We start from the raw sequence: 25,622 nt of genomic DNA on the forward strand, positions 1-25,622 counted from the left end.
ACGAAAGGCCACCACGCGGCTGAAAAGGAGCCTGTCATCATGAACACAATCATACTCAAGCACGGTATCTGGGTCATGGTGGCCGATGGCGAGAAGGCGCTTTTCCTCAGGAACGCCGGCGACAATAAATATCCGAATCTCGAGGTGGTGCAGGAAATGCAGCAGGACAACCCGCCCACCCGCGAGCAAGGCAGTGACAGCCCGGGCCGATACAATGATGGTCCCTCCGTACACCGCAGCGCAGTCGAGGATACGGACTGGCACCGCATCGGCAAGGAGCGTTTCGCCGATGAAATCGCCGCCCGGCTCTACAAGCTCGCGCATGACGGCGAATTCAGCGAGATCGTGCTCGTCGCACCGCCGGTGGTGCTTGGGACAATGCGCAAAAAGCTGCATAAGGAGGTCGGGGACAAGGTGACCGCCGAAATTCCCAAGACATTGACCAACCATGCCATACCGGAAATCGAGGCCTTGCTGCAGGCAGCCTGATCATTGTCGATCGGCCCTGACCGATCGAGACGAATAGCACCGCACAAATTCCGATTTGACCGGCAGCTTTCTCGGCTGCCGGTCAAATATTTGCGGCAGCGCCGTCGATTTCATGGCTTTGCGGGTTGCATCGCCAACATACCATCCACCATATTGCAAACAGGCGGCGGCTTTGGGCGGCGCTCATCCAACATCGCTGTTTTTGAAAGGCGCTCCATAGACAATGCCGCATGACACGCCCCTTATCGCCACCATCGTCGCCGGTCTGGGGCTGGCTTTCGTCTTCGGGGCTCTCGCCAACCGCTTCCGCATTCCGCCGCTGGTCGGCTATCTCGTAGCCGGCGTGCTGGTCGGGCCGAACACGCCTGGCTTCGTCGCCGATGCCGGCCTTGCCAACGAACTGGCCGAAATCGGCGTCATCCTCCTGATGTTCGGCGTCGGGCTGCACTTCTCGCTCAAGGATCTGCTGTCGGTGCGTGCCATCGCCGTGCCGGGCGCCATCGTCCAGATCGGCTTTGCCACCGCACTTGGCGCCGGTCTTGCCTGGATGCTTGGCTGGTCGATGGGCGCGGGGCTGGTGTTCGGCCTGGCGCTGTCGGTGGCCTCGACCGTGGTGCTGCTGCGTGCCCTGCAGGAACGGCGGATGATCGAGACCGAGCGCGGCCGCATCGCCGTCGGCTGGCTGATCGTCGAGGATCTGGCCATGGTGCTGGCGCTGGTGCTGCTGCCGGCGCTCGCCGGCGTGCTCGGCGGTCAGGAGCAGGCTGACGCCCATGCCAGCGGCCTGCTGTCGCTGCCGGCCAGCTACGGCATCTGGGGCGTCGTCGGCATCACGCTGGCCAAGGTCGCCGCTTTTGTGATCGTCATGCTGGTGGTCGGCCGCCGGGTCATTCCCTGGATCCTGCACTATGTCGCCCATACCGGCTCGCGCGAACTGTTCCGGCTGGCGGTGCTCGCCATCGCGCTCGGCGTCGCCTTCGGTGCGGCAAAACTATTCGGTGTCTCGCTGGCGCTGGGCGCCTTCTTCGCCGGCATGATCATGAGCGAGTCCGAGCTCAGCCACCGCGCGGCGGAAGAATCGCTGCCGCTGCGCGATGCGTTCTCCGTGCTGTTCTTCGTCTCGGTCGGCATGCTGTTCGACCCGTTCAGCCTGATCAGCAATGGCTGGCCGATCCTGGCGACGCTCGCCATCATCGTCATCGGCAAATCACTGGCCGCGTTCGCCATCGTCGTTGCCTTCGGCTATCCCATCGCCACGGCGCTGATAATTTCGGCAAGCCTTGCCCAGATCGGCGAGTTCTCCTTCATCCTGGCTGAACTCGGCGTCGGGCTGAAGCTGCTGCCGGAACAGGGCCGCGACCTCATTCTGGCCGGTGCGATCCTGTCGATTGTCCTCAATCCGCTGATGTTCCTGGCCATCGACTGGATGAAGCCGTGGCTGGAACGGCGCGCCGCCAGGACGGCACCGGTTGAGGCAAAACCGGTTGGTCCGGCGACGGAGCCGGGCCAGGTAGCCTCTGTCGCGGCAACGACGAAAAAGGAGGACGGCCCGCCTCCAAAGACGGCACTCACCGGCCATGCCATCCTGATCGGCTACGGCCGTGTCGGTGGCCTGGTCGGCTCGGCGCTGAAAGACGCGGCAATGCCCTTCCTGGTCATCGAGGACGCCGACAAGACGCTGGCGAAATTGAAAGCGGACAGCATCGAGACCGTCGCCGGCAATGCGGCCAATGCCGAAGTGTTCGCCGCCGCCAATCCCGAAGGCGCCAGCCGGCTGATCCTTGCCATCCCCAATGCCTTCGAAGCCGGCCAGATCGTGCTCCGAGCCCGCACCGCCAACCCTGGCATCAACGTCATCGCTCGTGCCCATTCCGACGCCGAGGTCGAACATCTCAAGGGTTTAGGCGCCGATACGGTGATCATGGGTGAACGCGAGATTGCGCGCGGGATTGTGGAAGAAGTTCTCGGTCCCAAACCGGAGTTGAGGCGCGAAACCGCCGAGCCATCGGTGGCCTGAGTTCCAAAGCCCAGGCTGCACTCTCGCACGCTGGCACCGTGATCGGCTCGACCACCCTTTCAAGCGAGCATCACGCCACGAATGCAGAGCCGCCATTTTGCGCGATACCACTGAGATATTTGGCCGGCGGCTTCCCAAGCGCCTTCTTGAACATGGTGATGAAGGCCGTAACGGAACCATAGCCGAGATCGCCCGAGACCTGCTGGACACTCTTGCCGGAAGCCAGTTCCCGAATTGCAACGATCAAGTGCAATTGCTGGCGCCAGCGCCCGAAACTCAGCCCTGTCTCCTTTGCCACAAGACGGGCGAGGCTGCTTTCGCTGAGCGCGACGCGATTGGCCCATTCCGCCAGTGTGCTGCGGTCGGCGGGGTCCTGCGCCAACGCTTCGGCGATCCTGTTCAAGCGCGGCTCGGACGAGATCGGCAGGTGCAATTGCTGGACAGGCATGCGTGGCAACTCGGTGAGCAGTATCTTGATCAAGAGTTCGCCCCTCGCCCCGTCATCCTCCATCCGATCGGAAAGCTCGATGATCAATTCGCGCAGCAGTGGCGAGATCGAAAGCGTGCAGCACCGCTCCGGCAGGTCGGCGGCTCCCGGCTCTATGTAGACGAAAAAAATCCGGGCGTTGGCGGTTGCGACATTGCTGTGCTCCATGCCGCCGGGGATCCACACCCCGCAATGCGGCGGCACCATCCATAGACCGCTTGGAACGCGGCATGTGACGCCGCCGCCGAGCGCGAAGACGAGCTGGCCTTTGCGGTGCCGATGGGCGGGGACTTCCGCTCGGGTGTCGGGGATGTCGACGCGCACGGCAATCGCCAGCGCGGCTGGGTCATCCACATCGAGATCGAGCCAGGGGTAGCTGAGGGGCTGTCTCATGATTGACTGTTATTAGCGATGAAACGCCACGATAGCTAAATTCTTTAACCGCGAAAGTCGATAGGCTTCGGTTCGCGCAGGGTTGATCTCGTGACGCTGCGCGCCCCCGGCGGTATGGCCCGCTACCTACGTGGGTACTCAGCTTGCAGTGCTTTCCAACGCAAGCTGGCACCGACAAGCCAGCAACAAGGTACGCCCATGCTTGCCCTGGTCATCTCTCCCGAAAACGCGACCGGGTTGAGGCTCGCCGACGTCGCCGAGCCTCAACCGGCCTCGAATGAAGCACTTGTCTCGGTCCACGCGACTTCGTTGAATCGCGGCGAACTGCGCCTGCTTGCCATACGCCCCAAGGGTTGGATACCCGGCCAGGACATTGCGGGGATTGTCGAACGAAGAGCAGCCGATGGTTCCGGCCAACCGTCGGCGCCCGGGTTGTCGCGTTGGTCGACGAGGCTGGTTGGACCGAACGCATCGCAGTCCCAACCGACCGTCTCGCCGTCCTGCCGGATGACGTCAGCTTCGTTTCCGCAGCTACGCTTCCGGTCGCCGGTACGACGGCGCTGAGGACTTTACGCCATGGCGGCGACCTCGCCGGCCAGCAGGTCTTGATCACCGGCGCAAGCGGTGCGGTCGGTCGTTTCCAGATCCAGCTCGCCCGCCATCAGGGCGGATTCGTGACCGCTGTCGCCGCCGCCCGGCACGCTGAGGATCTCCGCAACCTGGGAGCCAGGCAGGTTGTCGAAGCGATAGACCTGGCCGAGGGGCCGTTCTCGCTGATTACCGAGTCGGTTGGCGGTCAAAGCCTCGCATGCGCGATCGAGCGCGTCGCCCCTGGCGGGACCATCGTCATGTTCGGTTCGAGCAGCGGCGAACTGACGCCCATTGGATTTCGCCAGTTCGTTCCGAATCACGAAGGGGCGAGGCTTCAGACTTTCGCGTACTACACGTCTGGTCCAGGCATTGGCGAGGACATCGCCTCGCTGCTCGCTCTGGTCGCAGCCGGCCGGCTCGAAACGCGCGTGGCCTTGACCGTGCCGTGGACAGACATCGCCCAAGCGCTGAACGCACTGCGACAGCGCAGCTTCAGCGGCAAAGCCGTTCTCACAATAACCGGATGAGCACCCTCTTTTGTCACACGTGCTGACCGCCATTGATGTGGATTTCAGAGCCGGTCACGTAGGACGCCTGCTGCGAACACAGGAAGAAGATGATGTCGGCGACTTCCGCCGTGGTGCCAAGGCGCCTGAGAGGAATGGTCTCGACGATCTTGTCAGTGCCCGGCGACAGGATCGCGGTGTCGATCTCGCCGGGCGCAATGGCATTGACGCGGATGCCGTGCGGGCCGAAATCATGTGCCATCTCGCGCGTCAGCGAGCCGAGTGCCGCTTTCGATGTGGCGTAGGCCGTGCCGGCGAAGGGATGCACGCGGGTTCCGGCGATCGAGGTTACGTTGACGATCGAGCCCTTGGCCGCCGCCAGTTCCTTGAACAGGCCGCGCGCCAGCATGATCGGCGCGAAGAAATTGACCTGGAACACGTCGCGCCAGACATGCATCGGCGTGTCGATCGAATCCATGCGGCTGTTGCCGTCCTTGAGCTTCGGCGAAATGCCGGCATTGTTGACCAGTGCATGCAACTGGCCGCCATGCGCTTCCAGCCGGTGGCGGATTTCGGAGACGGCGATGCCGACATCCTCCTGATCGGCGAGATCGACCTTGATGTGGTCTTCCGGCCCGGCCGGCCACGGGCAATCCTCGGCGAAAGCCTGCCTGGAGCAGGTGATGACGCGCCAGCCCTCGCGCGAAAAACGCTTGACGGTGGCGTGGCCAATGCCGCGGCTGGCGCCGGTCAGCACGATGGTCTTTCTGGTGTCGAGTTCAGTCATCTCAGGGTCTCCAGCCGGCAGATGTAGCCGAACGCCGCCGAGGTGGCGAGAGGCCGAAATGTCACCATTCACGTCAAAGGAGGAACCGGGAAGCCAACTCGCCGTTGGTTCGGGGAGTGCAGGACAAGGGTGCGGGGTTTCACATCAAATCAATCGGACAGAGCCATGACACAGACAGCACCCCTCGACATCGCCACCGCCTTCACCAAGGCGTGGACAGGCCACGACCTCGAAAAGGCAGCATCCTATGTCGCCGACGACGTCGTTTTTGATGGGCCGATGCAGCAATCGACCGGCAAGGCCCCCTACCTGAAGGGCCTGACCAAACTTTCACAGGATGTGACCGGTGTGCGCATGATCGCTGCTTTCGGCGACGATCACCAGGCGCTGCTGATGTATGACTTGATGACAAAGTCGTCCGGCGCGCTTTCCTGCGCCAAGCACCTCACCGTCCGCGATGGCAAGATTCACAGCGACAAACTGACCTTTGACAGCAAGAAATTGGGCAGCGCCAAGCCACGGAATTAGCGGATCGGATCAGCCGCCAAGGAGGTCGAGGATCGAGGTCTGCCGCTTTTTGCGCGGACCGCCGACGTCGCCTGGCGGCACCGGGTGCTTGATCGATGCGGTGGCGCCGTCATCCTCTGGCATGGAAAGGCCATCGGCATCGACGGTTTGGGCGGGACGGGCCGCGCGGGACGGCGCTTGGGCAACCGGCGCTGCTGGCCGCGCCGGAGCCTGCTGGCCGACCGACGTTGACGGAACCGGCGCCGTGTTGTTCGCCGAGGGGATCTCGTCGGGGACGATTGTGTCGGCCGGCGTCGATTTCCAGGTGCCGGGCAGCGGCCGCACCGGCACACCCTCGTGGGCCGCAACCATGAACTCGTGCCAGGCCTGCGCCGGCAGTGCGCCGCCGGTGACCTTCTTCATCGGGCTGCCATCATCATTGCCGAACCACACACCGGTGGTGAGGTTGGCGGTGTAGCCGACGAACCAGGCGTCGCGCGAATTCTGACTGGTGCCGGTCTTGCCGGCCGATGGCCAGGCGAAAGCCGCTTTCCGGGCAGTGCCGATCTCAACCGTGCCCGTCATCATCGAGTTCATCATGCCCACGATCTCAGGCTTGACGACGCGCGGCGCGCTGCCGCCGCCGCTGTCGTAAAGCACTTTGCCCTCGGTGGTCGTCACGCGCCGGATGAAGTGGATGTCGGGCTTGTAGCCGCCATTGGCGAATGGGACATAGGCCGAGGTCAGCTCCAGCGGCGTCACTTCCGAAGTGCCGAGCGCGATCGAGGTGTTGGCTATCAGGTCGGACTGGATGCCCATGCGGTGCGCCGCCTCGACAACCGCGTTCGGCCCGACCTCCATGGTCAGCTGGGCGGCGACCGAATTCAGCGATTTGGCCAAGGCGGTGGCCAGCGTCACCTTGCCGAAATACTTGCCGCCGTAATTGTCGGGCGTCCAGTTGCCGATCTTGATCGGCGCATCGTTGCGCACGCTGTCGGGCGTGCGGCCGGCTTCAAGCGCGGCCATATAGACGAACGGCTTGAACGCCGAGCCCGGCTGGCGACGTGCCTCCGAAGCACGGTCGAACTGGCTGGTCGAATAGTCGTAGCCGCCGACCATTGCGCGCACCGCACCGGAATCGTCGATCGACACCAGGGCGCCCTGGCTGACGTTGAGCTTCTTGCCGCTATCGTCTATCAGCCTGCGGATCGACTGTTCGGCGAGCTTTTGCAGGTTCAGGTCGACGGTGCTGTCGATGACGATGTCGCCGCGCACGTCGCCGATCAGGTCGGGCAATTCTTCCATGATGGTGTCGGCGACGTAATTCTCCGAGCCGGTCCAGTAGGACGGCGCACGCGTTGCCGGCGCGCTCATTGCCGAGGTCAGCTCCTTGGCGCTGATCTTGCCCTCATCGCGCATGGCGGCAAGCACCAGTTGCGAGCGCTCCTCGGCGGCCTTCGGATCGCGTGCCGGCGACAGCCGCGACGGCGCCTTCAACAGGCCGGCAAGCAAGGCGGCTTCCGACAAGGTGACATCGCGCGCGCTTTTGCCGAAATAACGCCGCGAGGCCGCTTCGACGCCATAGGCGCCGGAACCGAAATAGACCCGGTTGAGGTACATTTCGAGGATCTGGTCCTTGGTGTGCTTGTGCTCCAGCCACAGCGCCAGCAGCACTTCCTGCACCTTGCGTTCCAGCGTGCGGTCGGGTGTCAGGAACAGGTTCTTCGCCAATTGCTGGGTCAGCGTCGAGCCACCCTGCGAGAAATGCCCGCCAAGCACATTGGTGACCATGGCGCGAGAAAGCCCGATCGGGTCGATGCCGAAATGCGAGTAGAAGCGCCGATCTTCGATGGCGATGACGGCTTCCGGGATATAGGGCGACATTTCATGCAGGCCGACGGCCTCGCCGCCGCTCATGCCGCGATTGGCGAGCAATTGGCCGTCAGCAGAGACGATCTTGATGTTGGGGGCGCGGTCGGGAATCGACCAGGTCGTCGCCGCCGGCATCTTGGCGCCATAGTAAACGACGATGCCGGCCACCGCGATGCCGCCCCAGATGGCGAACACAAAGCACCAGTAGAACAGCCGGCCGAGCACGCCGAACAGGCCGCGCCGGCTTCTGCCGCGCTTGACCCGCGACGATTTCCCTTTGGCCGGCTTGCGTTTTGCGGAAGCTTTGCGATTGCTCGGCACGACGCGATCCTCCTCGTTCACCGAAAGACCCGCCGAGGACCGCGCCTGCGGCGGCCCCTCGAAACTGGGTTCGATGCGACTGTCCCTGCGGTTCGCCATGCGCTGTGCTTGATATCCCCGATGCCTATGGCGTTCGGGTTGAAGAGTAGATGCGGCGGTTTAAAGGCGGGTTAAGTCGTGTTCGAATGCCGGCCTTGGCGTTGGGCAGCGAAAAGGCCAGCGTCTGCTCTTTGCAGGCCACTGCCACCACGCTGTTCGATGTCTCGTTCAGATAGGCTCGAACTTCACATCCGGCTGGTCGGGACCGCCGGCTTGCCGCAACAGCGCGAGAATGTGTTCGCCCCTGTCAGCCGGCTGTCGCCTCCAGTTCGAGGCGTTCGTCACGTGCAGCCAGCCATCGACCACCATGAAAAAATCCTCGGATTGATCATGTCCAGCGCCGAAGCGAAGCGATTTGTTTTCAGCGAACCGAACCATCGCCGGGTCGATCGACCTGTAGAGCACCGGCCAGTTGCCGCCGCCGGAATCCATATGGAACTTGTAGCTCGGGGCGAAATCCAGCCGCCGCCGCAACAGGCTTCCATCGAAAAAACAGAAGCCGGGCCACAAGAACCAGCCGCCTGGTGTCGGCGTATCGCGCCGCACGCTGCCGTAGAGGCTCTTGCCCTTCATCCGGTCGCGGATCGAAAATGGTTCAGTTGGAAAGATATCATGATCGATGAAGCCGAAAAGCTTCGGCCCGAACCCAGGCAAGAAATTCCGCACGATCCAGTTGAGCGCTTGACCGTGCGATCTGCTGACGACCAGCCTGTTCTTCGGCAATGCGACATAGGGGACATGCTGGCGACGGCAGAGATCGCGGATCGCTTTCCTCGCCTCGTCCTTCTTGCTGTTGTCGAAGACGATGTAGCTCTCGTGCTCGGCAAGGTATCGGCGCACCAGGTGGATCTGCCATTCGATCACGTCGGGCCGGTTGAAGGCCACGGTGGCGACGACCGCATCACGGAATACCTGCTCTTGCCCCTGCAATTCGCTGACCGGCGCGGATGTCCTCAGAAAGCGAAACACCCGCCAATGATAGCGCAGCAGCGCCTCACGCCTCGGCGGCCTGTTCAGCCTCTCCCATTCCGCCACGGTAATCCCAGGCTGATCGACGCCTTCCGGGGCGTCAGAAGCAACCATGTCGCGCTCCCGCATGGCTTAGTTCTGCTGGATCGAAATGCCCTTGTCGTCGATCTTGAGTTCGACGCCTTTGGGTTTGGTCTGCTCGCGATAGACGTAGATGCCGAGCGCAATGACCACGACGACGAGCGCGCCAATGACGAGATAGAGCGTATTCTGTTTCATGGCGCGCTCTTTGCGTTGTCGAGCTTCAGGCTCGTTTCAGGACCTTGACCAGCACCAGCAGGATGATGGCGCCGATTGTGGCATGGATGATCGCGGCGAGAGTGCCGCCGCCGATGGAAAATCCGATCCTCGGGAACAGCCAGCCAGCGATGAACGCGCCGACGATACCGACAATGATGTTGCCGATCAGACCGAAGCCGAAGCCGGAAACGATAAGACCGGCGAGCCAGCCGGCGATGGCACCGATGATGATGAAGACGAGCAGGCTTTCGACACCCATAGAGAGTTCCTCCGAGCAAGAGGACGACGGCGGAACGGAAAGCTCCGAATCGGCCTCGATATCAACAGCTTCAGGCTATTCGAAAGCGGCCGGCCTCACCAGCGGCGCCATCATTGATCGTCATCGTCGCTTGCGGCAGGGCGCCAACTGGTCGGCTCGACCTTCTTTTGCGTGTGACTGTCGATATAGACCCACCAGCCGTCGTCGCGATATTGCGCGATGGATTCGTTGATGACGCCGTCGCTGTCCTTCCAGGTCACGGAGACCTTGGAGCCATCTGTCGGTGCGGTCGCAATCGGCTTTCTGTCCGCCATGTCATCATCCCCCAATTGCACCGACAAACTGAGCCGACAGAACGCGGCGGCCTGCATCCGGTTCCAAACGCTCACCGGCCGCGGAGCGCGCCGACGACCGTCAGCTATGGGCGAAGATATCCTCTTCGTCCCAGCCCATCAGGTCAAGCTTGGCACGCGTGGGCAGGAAGCGGAAGCAGGCATCGGCTTCCTTGATCCGCCCATCGCGCGCCAGCCGTCCGGCAAGCACATCGCGCAACCGGTGCAGATAGAGCACATCGGAAGCTGCATATTCGAGCTGTTCGGGCGACAGCGTCTCGGCCGCCCAGTCCGACGATTGCTGCGCCTTGGAGAGGCCGACGCCAAGAAGCTCGAAGCAGATGTCCTTCAGCCCGTGGCGGTCGGTGTAGGTGCGGGTCAGCCGCGAGGCGATCTTGGTGCAGAACACCGGCTCGGGCATGACGCCGAACGCATTGTAGAGCACGGCAAGGTCGAAGCGTCCGTAGTGGAACAGCTTGGTTACGCCGCGGTTCCGCAGCAGGCTGACGAGGTTCGGCGCCTTCTTCTGGCCGGGCGCGATCTGGATCACATCGGCCGTGCCGTCGCCAGGCGAAATCTGCACCACGCACAGCCGGTCGCGATGCGGATTGAGCCCCAGCGTTTCGGTGTCGATGGCCACTGCCCCGACATTGTAGTGCGAGAGGTCGGGCAGATCATGCTTGTGGAAACGGATATCGGCCATTGTCTTCTCCGGTCGAGCCTTGCGCGTCCCTTGACCCGCAAGGGACGCTGTAGCGCTTTGTCTTGTGGCCCGTCCTCGCCGCGTTCCGCTGAAAAATCAACTGAAAGTTGATTTTCACGCCGCGTCAGCGGGTCAGCGCATCGAGAATCCGCGCCCAGGAGCGCTGGCCCTTGTGGAAGGAGCTGAGCTCGTATTTCTCGTTGGGCGAGTGGATGCGGTCGTCGTCGAGGCCGAACCCGACCAGCAGCGATTCCATGCCGAGATAGGTCTGGAAGTCGCCGACCACCGGGATCGACCCGCCGCTGCCCGTCGTCACCGCCGGCTTCGGCCATTCGTCGGACAGCGCATCCTTGGCCTTGGCCAGGAAGGGCGAGTCGTAGGAAAGCTGGATTGCCGGCGAGCCGCCATGCGGATGGAATTCGACCGAGCAGTCGGCCGGAATCCGCTCCTTGACGAATTTCTGGAACGCCGCGCGGACTTTCTTGGGATCCTGCTTGTGTACGAGGCGAAACGACACCTTCGCCGAGGCTTCGGCCGCGATCACCGTCTTGAAGCCCTTGCCGGTGTAGCCGCCGATGATGCCGTTGAACTCGGCCGTCGGCCGCGCCCAGGTCAACTCCAGCACGGAGCGGCCCTTTTCGCCCGACGGGATCGACAGGCCGACTGGCCCGAGGAACGTCTCGGCCGTCTCGCCCAGCGTCTCCCAAGATTTCAGGATCTGCGACGGCGTTTCCTCGACGCCGTCATAGAAGCCGGGAATGGTGATGTGACCGTCCTTGTCGTGGATATCGGCCAGCACCTTGGCCAGGATGCGGATCGGGTTGGCGGCGGCACCCCCATAGAGGCCCGAATGTAGGTCGCGATCGGCCGCCTTCACCGTGATCTCCTCACCGACCAGCCCGCGCAGCCCGACGCAGATCGACGGCGTGTCGCGGTCCCACATGCCGGTATCGCAGACCAGCGCGAAATCGGCCTTGAGTTCGTCGGCATTGGCTTCGAGGAACGGCTTCAACGAGGGCGAGCCGGATTCCTCTTCGCCCTCGAACAGGATGGTGATGCGGCAAGGCAAATTGCCGTGCACCTGCTTCCAGGCGCGGCAGGCCTCGACGAAGGTCATCAGCTGGCCCTTGTCGTCGGCCGAGCCGCGTCCGGTGATCACCTTGTGATCCGGGCCGACCTCCTTGACCGCGGGGGCGAACGGGTCGCTTTCCCACAATTCGATCGGATCGACCGGCTGCACGTCATAATGGCCGTAAAACAGCACATGCGGCGAACCGGCCGGGCCATCGTGATGGGCGACCACCATCGGGTGTCCGGGCGTGTCGCGCACACTGGCATCGAAGCCGATCAGCTTGAGCTCCGCCACGAGCCATTCCGCCGCCTTGCGGCAGTCGGCGGCATAGGCCGGATCGGTGGAGATCGACTTGATCCTGAGCAAGCCGAACAGGCGCTCGAGGCTCTGGTCGAGATTGTTGTCGAGACGGTCGAGGACGGGGGAAATTGCGGACATATGTGAAGCCTTTCGATTCAGAACCCGAACCGTAAAGGCAGGACAGGAAAACGAAAAGCCCGCGATCATTGGACCACGGGCTGCAAACGTCTGTCTGGGATAAAAAAAGACCGCCGTGGTGGAGGGGGAACCACGGCGGCCTTCTACTCGAAACGATGCGGCAGCCCGGAGAGGGGGGATAGGCTGCCGCAGGTGTCCGGGATAGGCGGGGGACGGGCCTTGCTCCGGACTCGGCGAAAACTGCCGATGACGTGTATTTGGGTCTCTGAACGTGGCGATTCAAGGGCACGAAAATTACAGTTTTGTAACATAGGCGTGAGCGGGGTGACGGCGTCTGTCAGGGTGTTGCCGGAACCGATAGTTGAGGCTGCCTTTGGCATGGACCAAGCCGCCGCGCCGCGCTATCCCTGCCGGCATGAAAAAAGGCGATCATCTCTTCCTTGTCGACGGCTCCGGCTACATCTTCCGTGCCTATCACGCGCTGCCGCCGCTGACCCGCAAATCCGACGGCCTGCCGGTGGGCGCCGTTTCCGGCTTCTGCAACATGCTGTGGAAGCTGATGCTCGACGCCCGCAACACCGATGTAGGCATTGTGCCAACGCATTTCGCCGTCATTTTCGACTATTCGTCGAAAACCTTCCGCAACGACCTCTACCCCGAATACAAGGCCAACCGCTCGGCACCGCCGGAAGATTTGATCCCGCAATTCGGCCTGATCCGCCAGGCGACCAGGGCGTTCAACCTGCCCTGCGTCGAGATCGAAGGCTACGAGGCCGACGATCTGATCGCCACCTATGCGAGGCTGGCCTGCGAAGCTGGCGGCGACACCACCATCATCTCCTCCGACAAGGATCTGATGCAGCTGGTCGGCGACACGGTCGCCATGTACGACCCGATGAAGGACCGCCAGATCGGAATCCCGGAGGTGATCGAGAAATGGGGCGTGCCGCCGGAAAAGATGGTCGATCTGCAGGCGCTGACCGGCGATTCGGTCGACAATGTGCCTGGTGTGCCCGGCATAGGGCCGAAGACGGCGGCGCAACTGCTCGAACAGTTCGGTGACCTCGACACGCTGCTGGCCCGGGCCGGCGAGATCAAGCAGGACAAGCGGCGCGAATCGATCATCGCCAACGCCGACAAGGCGCGCATTTCGCGTCAGCTGGTGACGCTGATGAACGATGTGCCGGTCGCCGAGGGACTGGACGATTTCGTCCTGCACGCGCCGGACGGCCCGAAGCTGATCGGTTTCCTCAAGACCATGGAATTCACGTCACTGACCCGCCGTGTCGCGGAGGCGACCAGCACCGAGGCCGGCGATGTCCAGGCCGTCGCGGTCACCGTCGAACGCGCCGACCATGCCCATGGCCCGGATGTTGGGGCCGGTTTGCCGCCGGTTGCCCGAAACGCGTCCGGCACTGGATCGGACGAAGCCGGCGGGACGGCGGAGACGTCAAAACAAGGCGATACCCCTTCCCTGCTCGCGGCACTAAGGCTGGAGCGCGCGGCCACCGGCAAGATCGACACTTCGGCCTATCACTGCATCCGCGATATCTCGGCCCTGAAAGCCTGGGTCGCCGAGGCGCGAGAGGCCGGCATCACCGCCTTCGATGTCAGGGCAACATCGGCTGATCCGATGCAGGCCGAACTGATCGGCATGGCGATCGCCACGGCGCCCGGGCGCGCCGCCTATATCCCCTTTGCCCACATGAGCGGCAATGGCGACCTGCTCGGTGGTGGCGCGCTCGAAAACCAGATACCGCTTCGCGAGGCGCTGGCTGTGCTGAAACCGCTGCTCGAAGACAGATCGGTTCTCAAGATCGCGCAGAACCTGAAATACGATCTTGTCATCATGAGCCGCTACGGCATCGATGTCGCACCGTTCGACGACACCATGCTGATCTCCTACGTGCTCGATGCCGGCACGCCCCATGGTCACGGCCTGGACTCGCTAGCCGAGAAATGGCTGGGTCATACCCCTCTCCTGCTCAAGGACGTCACCGGCTCCGGCAAAAGCTCCGTCGGTTTCGATCAGGTCGACATCGACAAGGCGACGGCTCATGCCGCCGAAGACGCCGATATGACGCTGCGGCTCTGGCTGGTGCTGAAACCGCGGCTTGCCGCCAAGGGCCTGGTGTCTGTCTATGAGCGGCTGGAGCGGCCGCTGGTGCCGGTGCTGGCGCGCATGGAACAGCGCGGCATCTCGGTCGACCGGCAGATCCTGTCGCGGCTCTCCGGCGAACTGGCGCAGGGCGCCGCTCGCCTCGAAGAGGAAATCTACCAGCTCATCGGCGAACGCATCAACATCGGTTCGCCAAAGCAGCTCGGCGACATCCTGTTCGGACGCATGGGCCTGCCCGGCGGTTCCAAGACCAAGACCGGCCAGTGGTCGACCTCGGCGCAGCTTCTCGAAGATCTCGCCGCCGAAGGTCACGAACTGCCGCGCAAGATCGTCGACTGGCGCCAGCTGACCAAGCTGAAATCGACCTATACCGATGCGCTGCCGGGCTTCATCCACCCCGACACCAAGCGCGTTCACACCTCCTACGCGCTGGCCGCGACGACGACGGGACGCCTGTCGTCCTCCGATCCGAACCTGCAGAACATCCCGGTGCGCACCGCCGAAGGCCGCAAGATCAGGACCGCCTTCATCACCGACAAGAGCCATCGGCTGGTCTCGGCCGACTACAGCCAGATCGAACTGCGGGTGCTCGCCCATGTCGCCGAGATCCCGCAATTGCGGCAGGCTTTCGCCGACGGCGCCGATATCCACGCCATCACCGCGTCTGAGATGTTCAACGTGCCGGTCGAGGGCATGCCTTCGGAAGTCCGTCGCCGCGCCAAGGCGATCAATTTCGGCATTATCTACGGCATCTCGGCCTTCGGCCTCGCCAACCAGCTGTCGATCCCGCGCGAGGAGGCCGGCAACTACATCAAGAAATATTTCGAGCGCTTCCCCGGCATCCGAGACTATATCGAGGAGACCAAGGCCTATGCCCGCGAGCATGGCTTTGTCGAAACGATCTTCGGCCGCCGCATCCATTACCCCGACATAAGATCGTCCAACCCCTCGCTCCGCGCCTTCAACGAACGCGCCTCGATCAACGCCCGCCTGCAAGGCACCGCCGCCGACATCATCCGCCGTGCCATGATCCGCATGGAGGAGGCGCTGGAAAAAGCAGGCCTTTCGGCACGCATGCTGCTGCAGGTGCATGACGAACTGATTTTCGAGACGGTCGAGGCGGAAGTCGAGGCGACGATCCCGGTCGTGCGTCACGTCATGGAAAACGCGGCGATGCCAGCGGTATCGATGTCGGTGCCGCTGCATGTCGATGCGCGGGCGGCGAACAATTGGGACGAGGCGCACTAGCGGCTGATGTGGGGTGCGCCCAGGCCGGCTAGATCGCGTTCCTTCACACCCCCTCTGCCCTGCCGGGCATCTCCCCCGCAAGGGGGAGATCGGATGTCACTTCTGGTTTCGCCAATCGCCAACGTTGCAGAAATGAGCGGAGCGCCGAAGCTGCCAATCTCCCCCCTTGCGGGGGAGATGTCCGGCAGGACAGAGGGGGGTGCTGCCCCTCCAACATCAATAGATTGGCTGGCCTGGTCCTAAGCCGCTTCGGCCAGGCACTTGGCACACGTCCCGCGAAACTCGATCACCGCCTTCTTGGCGGCGAAGCCGGTGGAGCGCACCCATTCGTCCAACCGGTGGCCGACATCGTGGTCGGACATTTCGGTGACCTGCCCACATGTGTCGCAAATGGCGAAGGCAGTCATCGAATGGCTGTGGTCGTGCGGCTCGGCGCAGGCGACGAAAGAATTGATGCTTTCGAGCCGATGCACGAAACCTGACTTCACCAGCGTGTCGAGCGCTCGATAGACCTGCAGAGGCGCGCGAAAACCGCGCTCGCGCAGTTGGTCGAGCAAGGTATAGGCACTGAGCGGTCCGCTGGCGGTCTCGAGTTTCTCGAGCACGCACAGCTGGTTCTTCGTCAGCACATCCCTTGCCGCCATGATCCTGTTTCCAACTCGCCTTGCGTCGCTTGCGCCGCGCACAAACGATCCATGTCCCATCCAGATAGCGACGAACAGGCATTTTTGCTACTGTTTCCCGCATTCTGCCCGCGAGGCTGTCGAGAACATCGATCGGAGCGGCGCAACAGGCAGGTTGCTCTGCGATGTGACGTTCAAAATACTGACAACATCTTCGGCGAGGATTGCCGCGCTTGGAAATTCGGTCGGGCTTGGGGAAGCAATCATGATCAAATTGACGCGGCGGACGCTGCTGGTCGCCACGTCCGCTTTGACCATGGCCGGCATGGTGTCGTTCCGGACCATGGCCGCATCGCGCACCTACCATGCGCTGCTGATCGCCTGCACCGAATATCCCAACCTGCCGCAAAGGAACTGGCTGGTCGGGCCGAAGAACGATGCAGCCCTCGTCCGCGACTATCTCCTGAAGAACGTGCCCGACCCGGTGCGCTTCGCGCCGGAGAACGTCACGCTGTTCGCCAAGGATGTCCCCGGCGCCAGTGGCCTGCCGACCCATGCGGCCATCAAGGCCGCATTGGCCGACCTTGCCGCCAAGGTTCAGCGCGACGATTTCGTCTATCTGCATCTGTCCGGTCACGGCGCCCAGCAGCCGCAGATGGTCAAGGGCGACGAAACCGACGGGCTCGACGAGATCTTCCTGCCCGTCGATATCGGCAAATGGATCAACCGCGATGCCGGCGTGCCCAATGCGCTGATCGACAACGAGATCGGCGCGGCACTCGACGCCATTCGCGACAAGGGCGCTTTCGTCTGGGTCGTGTTCGACTGCTGCCATTCCGGCACCGCGACACGCGCCGTCGAGGTCGATGACGAGTTGGAGCGCAAGGTCGAGTTCGCCGACCTGGTCGGCGGCAACGAGGCCGAGCGGGCTGCCGCGATCAAGGCCTATGACGAGGTGATTTCGGTCGCCGGCTCGCGCGGCGTCGACGACAATGGCACGCGCAAGCCCGCCTTCACCCTGACGCCGACCGGTGGCGAACCGATCACCAAGGGCAAACTGGTCGCCTTCTATGCCGCGCAGACGGTGGAGACGACACCGGAAATGCCGCTGCCTAAGGGCATCGCGGATGCGCCGCGGTTCGGCCTGTTCACCTTCACCATCCTGTCGAAACTGGCCGAGAATCCCAACGTCACCTATCGCCAGCTCGGCCAGGCCGTGCTGCAGCAATATTCGGCCGACAGCCGCACCCGGCCGACACCGCTGTTCGAGGGCGAACTGGATGCGCGGGTGTTCGGCACCGACAAGACAGACGCGGTCATGCAGTGGCCTGTCGTCATCAAGGACGGCGAAGCGACGATCGGCGCCGGCCTGCTGCACCGCCTCACCCCCGGCAGCAAGCTCGCCATCCTGCCGTCGGCGCTATCGCCGCTGTCCGACGCTGTCGGATTTTTGGAAGTGCAGTCGGCAAAAAACCTGGAAAGCCGCGTCAAGCCGGTCGAGTTCGACAAGAAGCCGGCGCTCAAAGTCGTCGACATTCCCGCCAATTCCTATGCGCGGGTGGCGGAGATCGCCGTCAACTACAAGCTCATCGTCGCGCGGCCGGCCGCGGCCAAGGGACTTGAGAAGGAAACCGCTCTGGTCAATGCGGTTCTCGACGAACTGGCCACAGCCAGGGAGACCGGCTTCAACATCGAGCTGGTCGAACCCGGCAAGAGCGCCGACCTCCGCCTCGCGGTGATGCGCGAGAATGCCGTTCCCGGCGCAGCCAAGGATGCGACCGATAAGCCGGCGCTGTGGTTCCTGCCGGCGTCGGGCGACGTGAGCCTGAAGGACGGCGGCAAACCGCCGCTGATCATCATTCACGACCGCCAGAAGCTGATCGATGCAACGACCAGGAACCTGCGCACCATCTTCCGTGCCACCGGGCTTTCGCGGCTGGCGGCGGCCTCAGACTACAAGCCCGAGGACGTCGACGTCCAGTTCCAGGTCAAACGCCGCGACAAGGACGGCCTCGAACCGCTGCAGGCCTCGGTGGTGCCGCGCGTCTCGCCGGGCGACGAAGTGCATGTGCTGGCCAAGAACCGCTCGGACCTTCTGGTCGACATCAACGTGCTCTATGTAGGCAGCGACTATTCGATTACCCACATCGTCGCCGAGCGTCTCGCCCCGCAAGCCACGCTCGAGGAGGGGCTGCTGGCCTTCACCGACACCAGCTTCGGCATCGAACGGATGATCGCGGTTTTGACCGAGGCCCCGCCGGAGAGCGAGAAGCAGGATCTGAGCTTTCTGGCGCAGGACGGCGTCGCCTCGGCGACACGCGGAATGGGCTCTGCCGGCTTCTCCGACATGCTGACCGATCTCGGCATAGCGCCGGCAACCCGCTCGGTGATGCGGCTTGCCGACAAGAGCGGCCCGAAAGGCGCGGTGATGATCTTCCCGATGGAGACGGTACCGCGCGCCTGAGCGGATGCCGGCGCGCAGGGCTCTGCGGCGGCTCTTGCGCGATCGGCGCGATATGAGAACATTCCCGGCCGCCGACGCATGACGGCGGATGAAACGGATAGGATCGATTGTGAAGAATTCTGTGTTTTCCTGGCGTGGAACGCTAGCCGGCCTTGCCGGCGGCCTGTTGCTGATCGCCAACGCTTCGGCGGACGAGGCCTGCGGCCTGTGCGTCAAGCAGATCGTCACCAACTCGGAACTGGCGACGTGTTTTCTCGATCAATACGACCAGTTCGCCAAAAGCGGCAGCGACGCGGTTGTCGTCGATCTCAGCAACTGCGCCTCGCGTGGCGTCGTCGAAGCCTTGCCGTCCCCGAACAAGGGGGCGGCGGAGCCTGACGTACAGTTCATGATTTCGCGCCTGCAGTTGCAATGCCTGAAAAAGAAGCTGGAGACGCCGGGCATTGTGCTTGATCCCTCCGCCACCATTGAACTGGACAGCTGCGGATGAAGAAGCCGACGGGCAACACCAGGCAGACAGCAATGACCGCACCCGCAAAAGCGCAGGCCGGCAAACCGGCCCTGCAGGAAACCACCGAGGGTTTCCCGTGGCCAAGCAGCCACGAGATCAAGAAGGAGAGCAACCCCTTCACAGACCGCGATTGGCGCATGCTGGTCTATGCCTGGTCGGGCATGGCCGTGCGTCTCGCCATCATCTTCACCTTGATGTTCTCGGTCTACCAGTTCCTGGCCAACCAAGAGCAGAAGCGCGTCGAGCAGACCATGTCGCTTGTCGAGCTCTGGGAAAACAAGGACTACCAGCAGGCGCAGCGCGCGCTGAAAGATCGTCTGACGACGCTCAACGCCAAATATGACAATCTGCTCAGCGCCAACCCCTCGCCAACCGAGGAGCAGGTGTTCCGGCAACGCATCGGCATCGAGGCGATGACCGCCTCCGGCGGCGACATGCCGCTCGCCGATTTCAGCGAGAATTTCGATCGCATCGTCTATTTCCTCAACCGGCTGTCCTTCTGCATCGACGGCGATTTGTGTTCGCGCAAAGTGACCGATGCTTATTTCCGTGACTATGCCGTCTCTTTCTGGAGCTATTTTGCCGGCTACATAGATAAGCAGCGCAAGGCGGGTTCTCCCACTTTCGCTTCTGCAATCGAGAGCTACGTGCGCAACGGCACGCCTGCAGCCGAAGCCAAATAGCGGCGCGAAAAAGGCGGCGGGATTGCTCCGCCGCCTTTTTCCACCGCGAAGGCGCAGTGATTACTTATACAGGCTGTTGATCCACTGGACATTGGCGGCGTTCAGGCGCACGGCGGTGTTCGCGTCGGGGCTTTCCGCCACGTTGACACCGGTGACGATGCGCTGCTTGGCCTTGTTGTCGTAGGCATAGACCGAGCTGCCGCTCGACCCTGGGAACGTATCGCAGTCGTACTGGAAATATTCCGGCGCGATGTTTTCGGCGTGCACTTCGCAGTTTGCCTTCCACATCGTGCCCATCGGCTTGTCGCCGGGATAGCCGACGAGATTGGCGGTGAAGTCGCCGAGATCGTCATAGTTCGCATAGCCCAGCCAGCCGAGATTGGTGCCGACATCCTGCTTCAGCGTGACGATGCCGAGATCCCACAGCAGGACCGAACCATAATAACCCTGGTAGTTGTCGATGAAGCCTTGCAGCACATAGGCGCTTTCGAAGGCGAAGGCGCCGAACGGTGCGTCGTCGGCCGTGCTGCCGTTAAGGCCCGGCACGAACAGGTAGTCGGAGAGCCAATCCTTGTCCTCATGACTGTAGAGGCAGTGCGCGGCGGTGAGTACGGTTCGCGGACCGATCAGCGTTGCCGAACAGCTGCCGAAGCTGCCCGTCTTCGGCGATTTGGCTTCGAGATAGCCTATTGCCGAGAACGGATAGGTCTTGGTGTTCTTGACCTGCTCGCGATCGTCGGTGCCGAAAACCTGGCGGCCGGCTTCGCCTTCGCCGAGGTCCGGATCCTCGGTCTTGCGCTCAGCCCCGTCTTTTCCAGTGGCCGGAGCGTTCAGTTCCTTGATGATAAGCTCCCGCAGCGCTTCGCTCGGCTCGATCTTGATCTCCTTGCCATCGGCGGACCGTCCGACGATGCCGTAGGATTTGACAGCCGTTGCCTCGTCGGCAAGCGGCGCGGCGCGGCTGTCTTCGTCGGTCAGCTTCGGTGGCGCGATTGGCTTTGCCCGCCCGGGCTTGTAGTCGCCTGAAGTCGCGTCGCGCGCGCTTTCGCCATTGCCGGCACTGGCGGAGCCAGGATCGGCGGCGAAAGCTGGAACCGCCCACATTGCGGCGGAAAGTAATGTGGACGCAATGAGTGCGTTTGTCAGTTTTGTCATGGTGAGACTCTCCCAAAAGTCAGCAAGGACTGGATCAAAATACAGAAATATTGTCGAGATCGTGGTGGGGTCGAAAAAGGAGTTTGGTTACCGCACTTGAAATATGACCATCGCCTATGCGGTCGGTCAAAGCCCCCGCCAAAGACACCGGCGCGGATATATTGCCTAAATTAATACAACATTGGAATGACAATTAGCTTCCACATAGCCCGTGGGGGGCTATAGGGTTTTGAGCGGGGTCTGCACAGGAACGCGATAAGCGAAGCAGTGCCTGACTTGGTGTCCCTGCCGTGCTGCTACAACAAAAGCTGCGCGGCCTGACCATCAGTCTGAGGCTTGCTTTGTTGATGATGCGCTGGGGCTGGTCCGCTCGGGAACATATCAGGAGGGCTTCAGATGAACATCATCCATCGGTTCAGGCCGATCGCCGCCGCATCGCTGCTCGGCATCGCGGCCGCCCTTGCGGCAGCCAATTCCACCCAGGCCGACGAAGCGGTCACCCGACCGGAGGCAGCGGTCTCGCCAATGAAGCGCGTGACGGAAGCCAGAGCGAAAGCAGCGGCGGAGAACCCCGACGCGGCCGACCGCGTCTATGGCGGCAACCAGGCCGAAAAGGGAGCCTACCCGTTCCAGGTCGCGCTGCTCACCACCGACAGGCTGGACGAGAATCCAGCATCGCAGGCCAACGCCCAATTCTGCGGCGGCAGCCTGATCGCGCCTGAATGGGTGCTGACGGCAGCACACTGCCTCAACGACAAGGGCCAGCCGGTTTCGCCTGAGAGCGTCACCGTGCTGACCGGTGCAACCGATCTCAGCGAGGGCAAGCGCCACAAGGTGGTGGAGGTCATCGTCAACGAAGCCTACAGCGAACAGACCCTCGACAACGACATCGGCCTGCTCCGGCTTGCCGAACCGGCCGATGCGTCGACCATCAAGGTCACCCATGACGCAACGCCCGAGACAGGCAAAATGACGGTCACCGGCTGGGGCAAGATGCAGGATGGCACCTTCCCGACCACGCTGATGGTTGTCGATCTCGACCTGCAGCCCAACCAGGCCTGCAACAGCGGCATCAAGGCCATCTATGCGCGTGATCTGAAGGCAGCGCTCGGTGATCTGTCCCGCCGTATGCGCTATTCGGAAAAAGGCATCGACGCGGCCGCCAATGCGATCGCCGCCGACATGACCGACCCGCTGACCGGCAACATGATCTGCGCCGGCACCTCCAGCGGCGTGCGCGATGCCTGCAATGGCGACAGCGGCGGCCCGTTGTTCATGACCGGCACCGGCGGGCCGGTCCAAATCGGCGTCGTCAGCTGGGGCGAAGGCCCGGCTGACGGCAGTGCTGCCTGCGGCCACAAGGACGCCTACGGCATCTACACGCGGCTGGCCAATTACACCGGCTGGATCGAGGCGAAGATGAAGACCTCGGCTCCGGCACCGACAAAGCCCAAGGCGGGACTGGGCACCGCCCAGAAACCAGCCACGCCCTGAAGCAGGGCTATTCGCTTTCAAGCAAAACGGCGGGAGATGTTCCCGCCGCTTTTTGTTTGCCGGCTTATCGAGAGGACTTATTTTCGCGGCGGACCTTTGCGCTCGGCCGAAGCCGCCCACAGATTGATGTCGGACTCCCGCGCATAGGTGTCGATCTCGGCGAGTTCGGCATCGCTGAAGTCGAGCACCTTGAGCGCGCCGACGCAGTCCTCGACCTGCTCCGGCCGGCTGGCGCCGATCAGCGCCGAGGTCACCCTGCCCTTGCGCAGCACCCAGGCCAGCGCCATCTGCGCCAGCGTCTGCCCACGCTTGCTGGCGATGGCGTCGAGCGCCTTGATGTTGGCGATGGTCTTGTCGTTGATGAAGGCTGTCTTCAGCGACTTGCCCTGGGAAGCACGGCTGCCGTCCGGAATGCCGCCGAGATACTTGTTGGTCAGCATGCCTTGCGCCAGCGGCGAGAACACGATGGAGCCGACGCCGAGCCCTTCGAGCGTGTCGAGCAGGCCGTCTTCCTCCACCCAGCGGTTCAGCATCGAATAGCTCGGCTGGTGGATGACGCAAGGCGTGCCAAGCTGCTTCAATATATCGGCGGCCTCGCGCGTGCGCTGCGAATTGTAGGACGAGATGCCGGCATAGAGCGCCTTGCCCGAGCGCACGGCATGGTCGAGCGCACCCATCGTTTCTTCCAGCGGCGTGTCGGGGTCGAAACGGTGCGAATAGAAGATATCGACATAGTCGAGCCCCATGCGCTTCAGGCTCTGGTCGAGGCTGGCCAGAATGTATTTGCGCCCGCCCCATTCGCCGTAGGGACCGGCCCACATTTCGTAGCCGGCCTTCGTCGAGATGATCAGCTCGTCGCGGTAGGCGGCGAAGTCGGTGCGCAGGATTTCGCCGAAAGCGGTCTCGGCAGAACCGGGCGGCGGACCGTAATTGTTGGCGAGGTCGAAATGCGTGATGCCGAGGTCGAAGGCCTTGCGCGCGATCGCCTGCTTGGTCTTGTGCGGCGTGTCGTTGCCGAAATTATGCCACAACCCCAGCGAGATTGCCGGCAGCTTCAGGCCGGAGCGGCCACAGCGGTTGTAGATCATCTTTTCATAGCGGTTTTCGGCAGGCGTGTAGGGCATCGGAAAATCCTCAAATGGAAACGAGCCGGTCGGCTGCATCGCGACAACGCGGCGAGTTGGCTCTGCCCCTCACCCTTACCCTCTCTCCGTCGAAACGGGGAGAGGGTTGAGGTGTGCTGCCTATTTCTTCTTCGCCAAAAGCGCCTTGGCTTCCTTGACGCCAAGTGCCGCCGGCCGTTCGCAGGTGGTCTGCATGGCGACGAACTTGCCGGTTTCGCCGGAACGCAACAGCCCGGTCATCACGTCGACGGCGTGCAGCGCCAGCTCCATCGAACAGCGGTGCGGCCGGCCTTCCGCGATTGCCACCGCCATATCGGCGAGGCCTGATGTGCGGTAGTTGGCCATCATGCCTTGCGAATGCATCTCGTTGGGCACGCCGAACGGATGCGGCCAGTTCGGCAGCTTCTTGACCGGCTTGGCCGCGTCGGTGAAGCGAACGTCACCGCCGAAGAAATTCGGATCCGGCACGAACACCGTGCCTGTCTCGCCATAGAGTTCCATCGGCGCGTGGCCGTGAGCCCAGACGTCCCAGCTGGTGTTGAGCGTGATAACGGCGCCGTTCTCGAACTCCAGCAGCCCATGGATGGTCGTCGGCGTGTTGACCGGTATCTTTTCACCCGCGCGCGGCTTTGAACTGATCGTCCGCTCCTTGGCCGGCGTCGTCGCGAAGGCCGCGACCTGCTTCACCGGCCCGATCAGCTGGATCAGATTGGTGATGTAATACGGTCCGATATCGAGCACGGGACCGGCGCCCGGCTGGAAGAAGAAATCCGGATTGGGGTGCCAATGCTCCATGCCGTGGCCCATGACATGACAGGTACCACTCGTGACCTTGCCAAGCTTGCCGGTGTCGATCAGGTTGCGCACCAGCTGGTGCGCGCCGCCGAGGAAAGTGTCTGGCGCCGAGCCGATCCGAAGACCCTTTTTCTGCGCCCGCTTCTTAAGGTCGAGCCCTTCCTTGACCGACAGCACGAACGGTTTTTCCGAATAAACGTGCTTGCCGGCGTCGAGTATCTGCTTCGACACCTCATAATGCACCGCCGGGATGGTCAGGTTGACGATGATGTCGATGTCGTCGGCCCTGAGCAGGTCTTCGACGGTCTCGGCGCGCAGCTTGAACTCCTTCGCCCGAGCCCTGGCCGCCTCCATGTTGATGTCGGCGCAGGCACGCATCTCGATGCCGCGAAACAGCGGCGCCAGCGAAAAATACGCTTTCGAGATGTTGCCGCAGCCGATGACGCCGATGCCAAGTTTCTTTGCCATGCTGATTGCTCCTAATAGGTTTTGGCGGCTGCGATGGAGCGGCGGGCGAAACGCTCGATGTCGTTGGGGTTGTCCTGTTCCATGACGTAGTATTGGGCCGCACTCTTGGCACGCAGCACCTTGATCAGACCGGCCCAGTCGATGGTGCCATGGCCGACATCCGACCAGCCATCCTCATCCAGCCCCTCGCCGGGCTTGGCCATGTCCTTGACGTGGACGGCACTGATGCGCTTGCCGTGTTTCTCGATCCACGGCAACGGATCATCGCCGCCGCGCACCACCCAGGCAACGTCCATCTCCCAGCTGACATCGGGCGCGGATGACAGGATGTGGTCCTGCGGCACCGATCCGTCGGCAAGTTTCTTGAACTCGAAATCATGGTTGTGCCAGGCAAAGCCGTAGCCAGCCTTTTTCGCGGCGTCGCCGACCTTTGCCAGACGCTCACCAAAGCCGCTCCAGCCGGCGGCGTCGGATGGTCGCTGATCGGGCATCAGGAAAGGGCAGATGAGCAGCGTGATACCGAGTGCGTCGGCGGTTCTGCGCACGCCGTCGAAATCGTTCTCGAGAGCGTCGATCGAGAAATGCCCAGTCGGCATGGCAAGCCCGTTCTTGTCGAGCTCGGCACGGAATGCCTCGGGATCATCATAGACGCCGCCAAAACCTTCGACCTGAGCGTAGCCGAGCTTGCCGAGCGTGGCGAGCACACCGTCCCAGGGTTGGAAATTGCGGGCGCTGTAAAGTTGGAATGACCAATTCATCGTCTCTGTCCGTTTCGCTTGGGGATTGTCGTTGGAAG

Annotated in this window: 22 protein-coding genes and 1 pseudogene; 9 read left to right on the forward strand and 14 right to left on the reverse strand. The window is 62.7% G+C overall.

Annotated features, from left to right (window positions below; all coding sequences use genetic code 11):
- Positions 1-39: 39 nt before the first annotated feature.
- Together EOA19_RS07890 and ybaL are read left to right on the forward strand one after the other, a co-directional pair.
- Positions 40-489: a host attachment family protein gene (locus EOA19_RS07890; RefSeq protein ID WP_023812513.1), complete on the forward strand. Its 450-nt coding sequence runs from the start codon at positions 40-42 to the stop codon at positions 487-489.
- A gap of 223 nt (positions 490-712) precedes the next feature.
- Positions 713-2,506 carry a YbaL family putative K(+) efflux transporter gene (gene ybaL, locus EOA19_RS07895; RefSeq protein ID WP_128303224.1) on the forward strand — a complete coding sequence of 598 codons (1,794 nt, stop codon included), beginning with the start codon at positions 713-715 and terminating at the stop codon, positions 2,504-2,506.
- Positions 2,507-2,576: 70 nt separating this feature from the next.
- Here ybaL and EOA19_RS07900 read toward each other — a convergent pair whose 3' ends face one another.
- Positions 2,577-3,386: a helix-turn-helix transcriptional regulator gene (locus tag EOA19_RS07900; RefSeq protein WP_128303225.1), complete on the reverse strand. Its 810-nt coding sequence runs from the start codon at positions 3,384-3,386 to the stop codon at positions 2,577-2,579.
- 198 nt (positions 3,387-3,584) lie between these two features.
- On the opposite strand from EOA19_RS07900, the pseudogene EOA19_RS07905 reads away from it, so the two are divergent.
- Positions 3,585-4,504, forward strand: a pseudogene (locus EOA19_RS07905) (zinc-binding dehydrogenase).
- A gap of 13 nt (positions 4,505-4,517) precedes the next feature.
- Here EOA19_RS07905 and EOA19_RS07910 read toward each other — a convergent pair.
- Positions 4,518-5,270: an SDR family oxidoreductase gene (locus EOA19_RS07910; protein WP_023812510.1), complete on the reverse strand. Its 753-nt coding sequence runs from the start codon at positions 5,268-5,270 to the stop codon at positions 4,518-4,520.
- 165 nt (positions 5,271-5,435) lie between these two features.
- Here EOA19_RS07910 and EOA19_RS07915 point away from each other — a divergent pair, with 165 nt between their 5' ends.
- Positions 5,436-5,798 carry a nuclear transport factor 2 family protein gene (locus tag EOA19_RS07915; RefSeq protein WP_128303226.1) on the forward strand — a complete coding sequence of 121 codons (363 nt, stop codon included), beginning with the start codon at positions 5,436-5,438 and terminating at the stop codon, positions 5,796-5,798.
- A 9-nt stretch (positions 5,799-5,807) separates the two neighbouring features.
- On the opposite strand, the gene EOA19_RS07920 is transcribed toward EOA19_RS07915, so the two are convergent.
- The 7 genes from EOA19_RS07920 to EOA19_RS07950 all read right to left on the reverse strand — a co-directional run bounded on the left by EOA19_RS07920 (position 5,808) and on the right by EOA19_RS07950 (position 12,142).
- Entirely contained in the window at positions 5,808-8,069 is a 2,262-nt protein-coding gene (locus EOA19_RS07920; protein WP_128303227.1) for a transglycosylase domain-containing protein, read from the reverse strand.
- A 168-nt stretch (positions 8,070-8,237) separates the two neighbouring features.
- Positions 8,238-9,152, reverse strand: coding sequence for a hypothetical protein (locus EOA19_RS07925; protein WP_128303228.1), 915 nt, complete (start codon positions 9,150-9,152; stop codon positions 8,238-8,240).
- A gap of 18 nt (positions 9,153-9,170) precedes the next feature.
- On the reverse strand, positions 9,171-9,317 hold the full coding sequence (locus tag EOA19_RS07930) for a hypothetical protein (protein ID WP_013529552.1): 147 nt from the start codon (positions 9,315-9,317) through the stop codon (positions 9,171-9,173).
- A gap of 25 nt (positions 9,318-9,342) precedes the next feature.
- Complete coding sequence (locus EOA19_RS07935) at positions 9,343-9,597, reverse strand: GlsB/YeaQ/YmgE family stress response membrane protein (RefSeq protein ID WP_013529551.1); 255 nt, start codon at positions 9,595-9,597, stop codon at positions 9,343-9,345.
- 110 nt (positions 9,598-9,707) lie between these two features.
- Entirely contained in the window at positions 9,708-9,911 is a 204-nt protein-coding gene (locus EOA19_RS07940; RefSeq protein ID WP_013529550.1) for a hypothetical protein, read from the reverse strand.
- A gap of 100 nt (positions 9,912-10,011) precedes the next feature.
- Positions 10,012-10,632: a ribonuclease D gene (locus tag EOA19_RS07945; protein ID WP_031213535.1), complete on the reverse strand. Its 621-nt coding sequence runs from the start codon at positions 10,630-10,632 to the stop codon at positions 10,012-10,014.
- Positions 10,633-10,756: 124 nt separating this feature from the next.
- Complete coding sequence (locus EOA19_RS07950; protein WP_128303229.1) at positions 10,757-12,142, reverse strand: M20/M25/M40 family metallo-hydrolase; 1,386 nt, start codon at positions 12,140-12,142, stop codon at positions 10,757-10,759.
- A 415-nt stretch (positions 12,143-12,557) separates the two neighbouring features.
- Between EOA19_RS07950 and polA the strand changes: the two genes are divergently transcribed.
- Positions 12,558-15,509, forward strand: coding sequence for a DNA polymerase I (gene polA / locus EOA19_RS07955; protein WP_023812503.1), 2,952 nt, complete (start codon positions 12,558-12,560; stop codon positions 15,507-15,509).
- Positions 15,510-15,748: 239 nt separating this feature from the next.
- Here the strand turns inward: polA and EOA19_RS07960 are convergent, their stop codons facing one another.
- Positions 15,749-16,153, reverse strand: a complete 405-nt coding sequence (locus tag EOA19_RS07960) for a Fur family transcriptional regulator (RefSeq protein ID WP_027037743.1) — start codon at positions 16,151-16,153, stop codon at positions 15,749-15,751.
- 244 nt (positions 16,154-16,397) lie between these two features.
- Here EOA19_RS07960 and EOA19_RS07965 point away from each other — a divergent pair, with 244 nt between their 5' ends.
- The 3 genes from EOA19_RS07965 to EOA19_RS07975 all read left to right on the forward strand — a co-directional run bounded on the left by EOA19_RS07965 (position 16,398) and on the right by EOA19_RS07975 (position 19,790).
- Entirely contained in the window at positions 16,398-18,596 is a 2,199-nt protein-coding gene (locus EOA19_RS07965) for a caspase family protein (RefSeq protein WP_128303231.1), read from the forward strand.
- A 166-nt stretch (positions 18,597-18,762) separates the two neighbouring features.
- Positions 18,763-19,086: a hypothetical protein gene (locus EOA19_RS07970; RefSeq protein ID WP_245486102.1), complete on the forward strand. Its 324-nt coding sequence runs from the start codon at positions 18,763-18,765 to the stop codon at positions 19,084-19,086.
- Positions 19,083-19,790 carry a hypothetical protein gene (locus EOA19_RS07975; protein WP_128303233.1) on the forward strand — a complete coding sequence of 236 codons (708 nt, stop codon included), beginning with the start codon at positions 19,083-19,085 and terminating at the stop codon, positions 19,788-19,790. The genes EOA19_RS07970 and EOA19_RS07975 overlap by 4 nt, the downstream gene beginning before the upstream one ends.
- A 60-nt stretch (positions 19,791-19,850) precedes the next feature.
- Here EOA19_RS07975 and EOA19_RS07980 read toward each other — a convergent pair whose 3' ends face one another.
- Positions 19,851-20,945 carry a serine protease gene (locus tag EOA19_RS07980; RefSeq protein WP_128303234.1) on the reverse strand — a complete coding sequence of 365 codons (1,095 nt, stop codon included), beginning with the start codon at positions 20,943-20,945 and terminating at the stop codon, positions 19,851-19,853.
- Positions 20,946-21,341: 396 nt separating this feature from the next.
- Here EOA19_RS07980 and EOA19_RS07985 point away from each other — a divergent pair, with 396 nt between their 5' ends.
- On the forward strand, positions 21,342-22,439 hold the full coding sequence (locus EOA19_RS07985) for a trypsin-like serine protease (protein WP_128303235.1): 1,098 nt from the start codon (positions 21,342-21,344) through the stop codon (positions 22,437-22,439).
- Between the two features lie 77 nt (positions 22,440-22,516).
- On the opposite strand, the gene mgrA is transcribed toward EOA19_RS07985, so the two are convergent.
- The 3 genes from mgrA to EOA19_RS08000 form a co-directional block, all read right to left on the reverse strand.
- Positions 22,517-23,563, reverse strand: a complete 1,047-nt coding sequence (gene mgrA, locus EOA19_RS07990) for an L-glyceraldehyde 3-phosphate reductase (RefSeq protein ID WP_023812497.1) — start codon at positions 23,561-23,563, stop codon at positions 22,517-22,519.
- A 120-nt stretch (positions 23,564-23,683) separates the two neighbouring features.
- On the reverse strand, positions 23,684-24,826 hold the full coding sequence (locus tag EOA19_RS07995) for a Gfo/Idh/MocA family oxidoreductase (protein WP_023812496.1): 1,143 nt from the start codon (positions 24,824-24,826) through the stop codon (positions 23,684-23,686).
- An 11-nt stretch (positions 24,827-24,837) separates the two neighbouring features.
- Positions 24,838-25,584 (reverse strand): sugar phosphate isomerase/epimerase, encoded by a 747-nt coding sequence (locus tag EOA19_RS08000; RefSeq protein ID WP_128303236.1) that lies wholly within the window; start codon positions 25,582-25,584, stop codon positions 24,838-24,840.
- Positions 25,585-25,622 lie beyond the last annotated feature (38 nt).

Source organism: Mesorhizobium sp. M7A.F.Ca.US.010.02.1.1, from assembly GCF_004023085.1.
Lineage (GTDB): Bacteria > Pseudomonadota > Alphaproteobacteria > Rhizobiales > Rhizobiaceae > Mesorhizobium.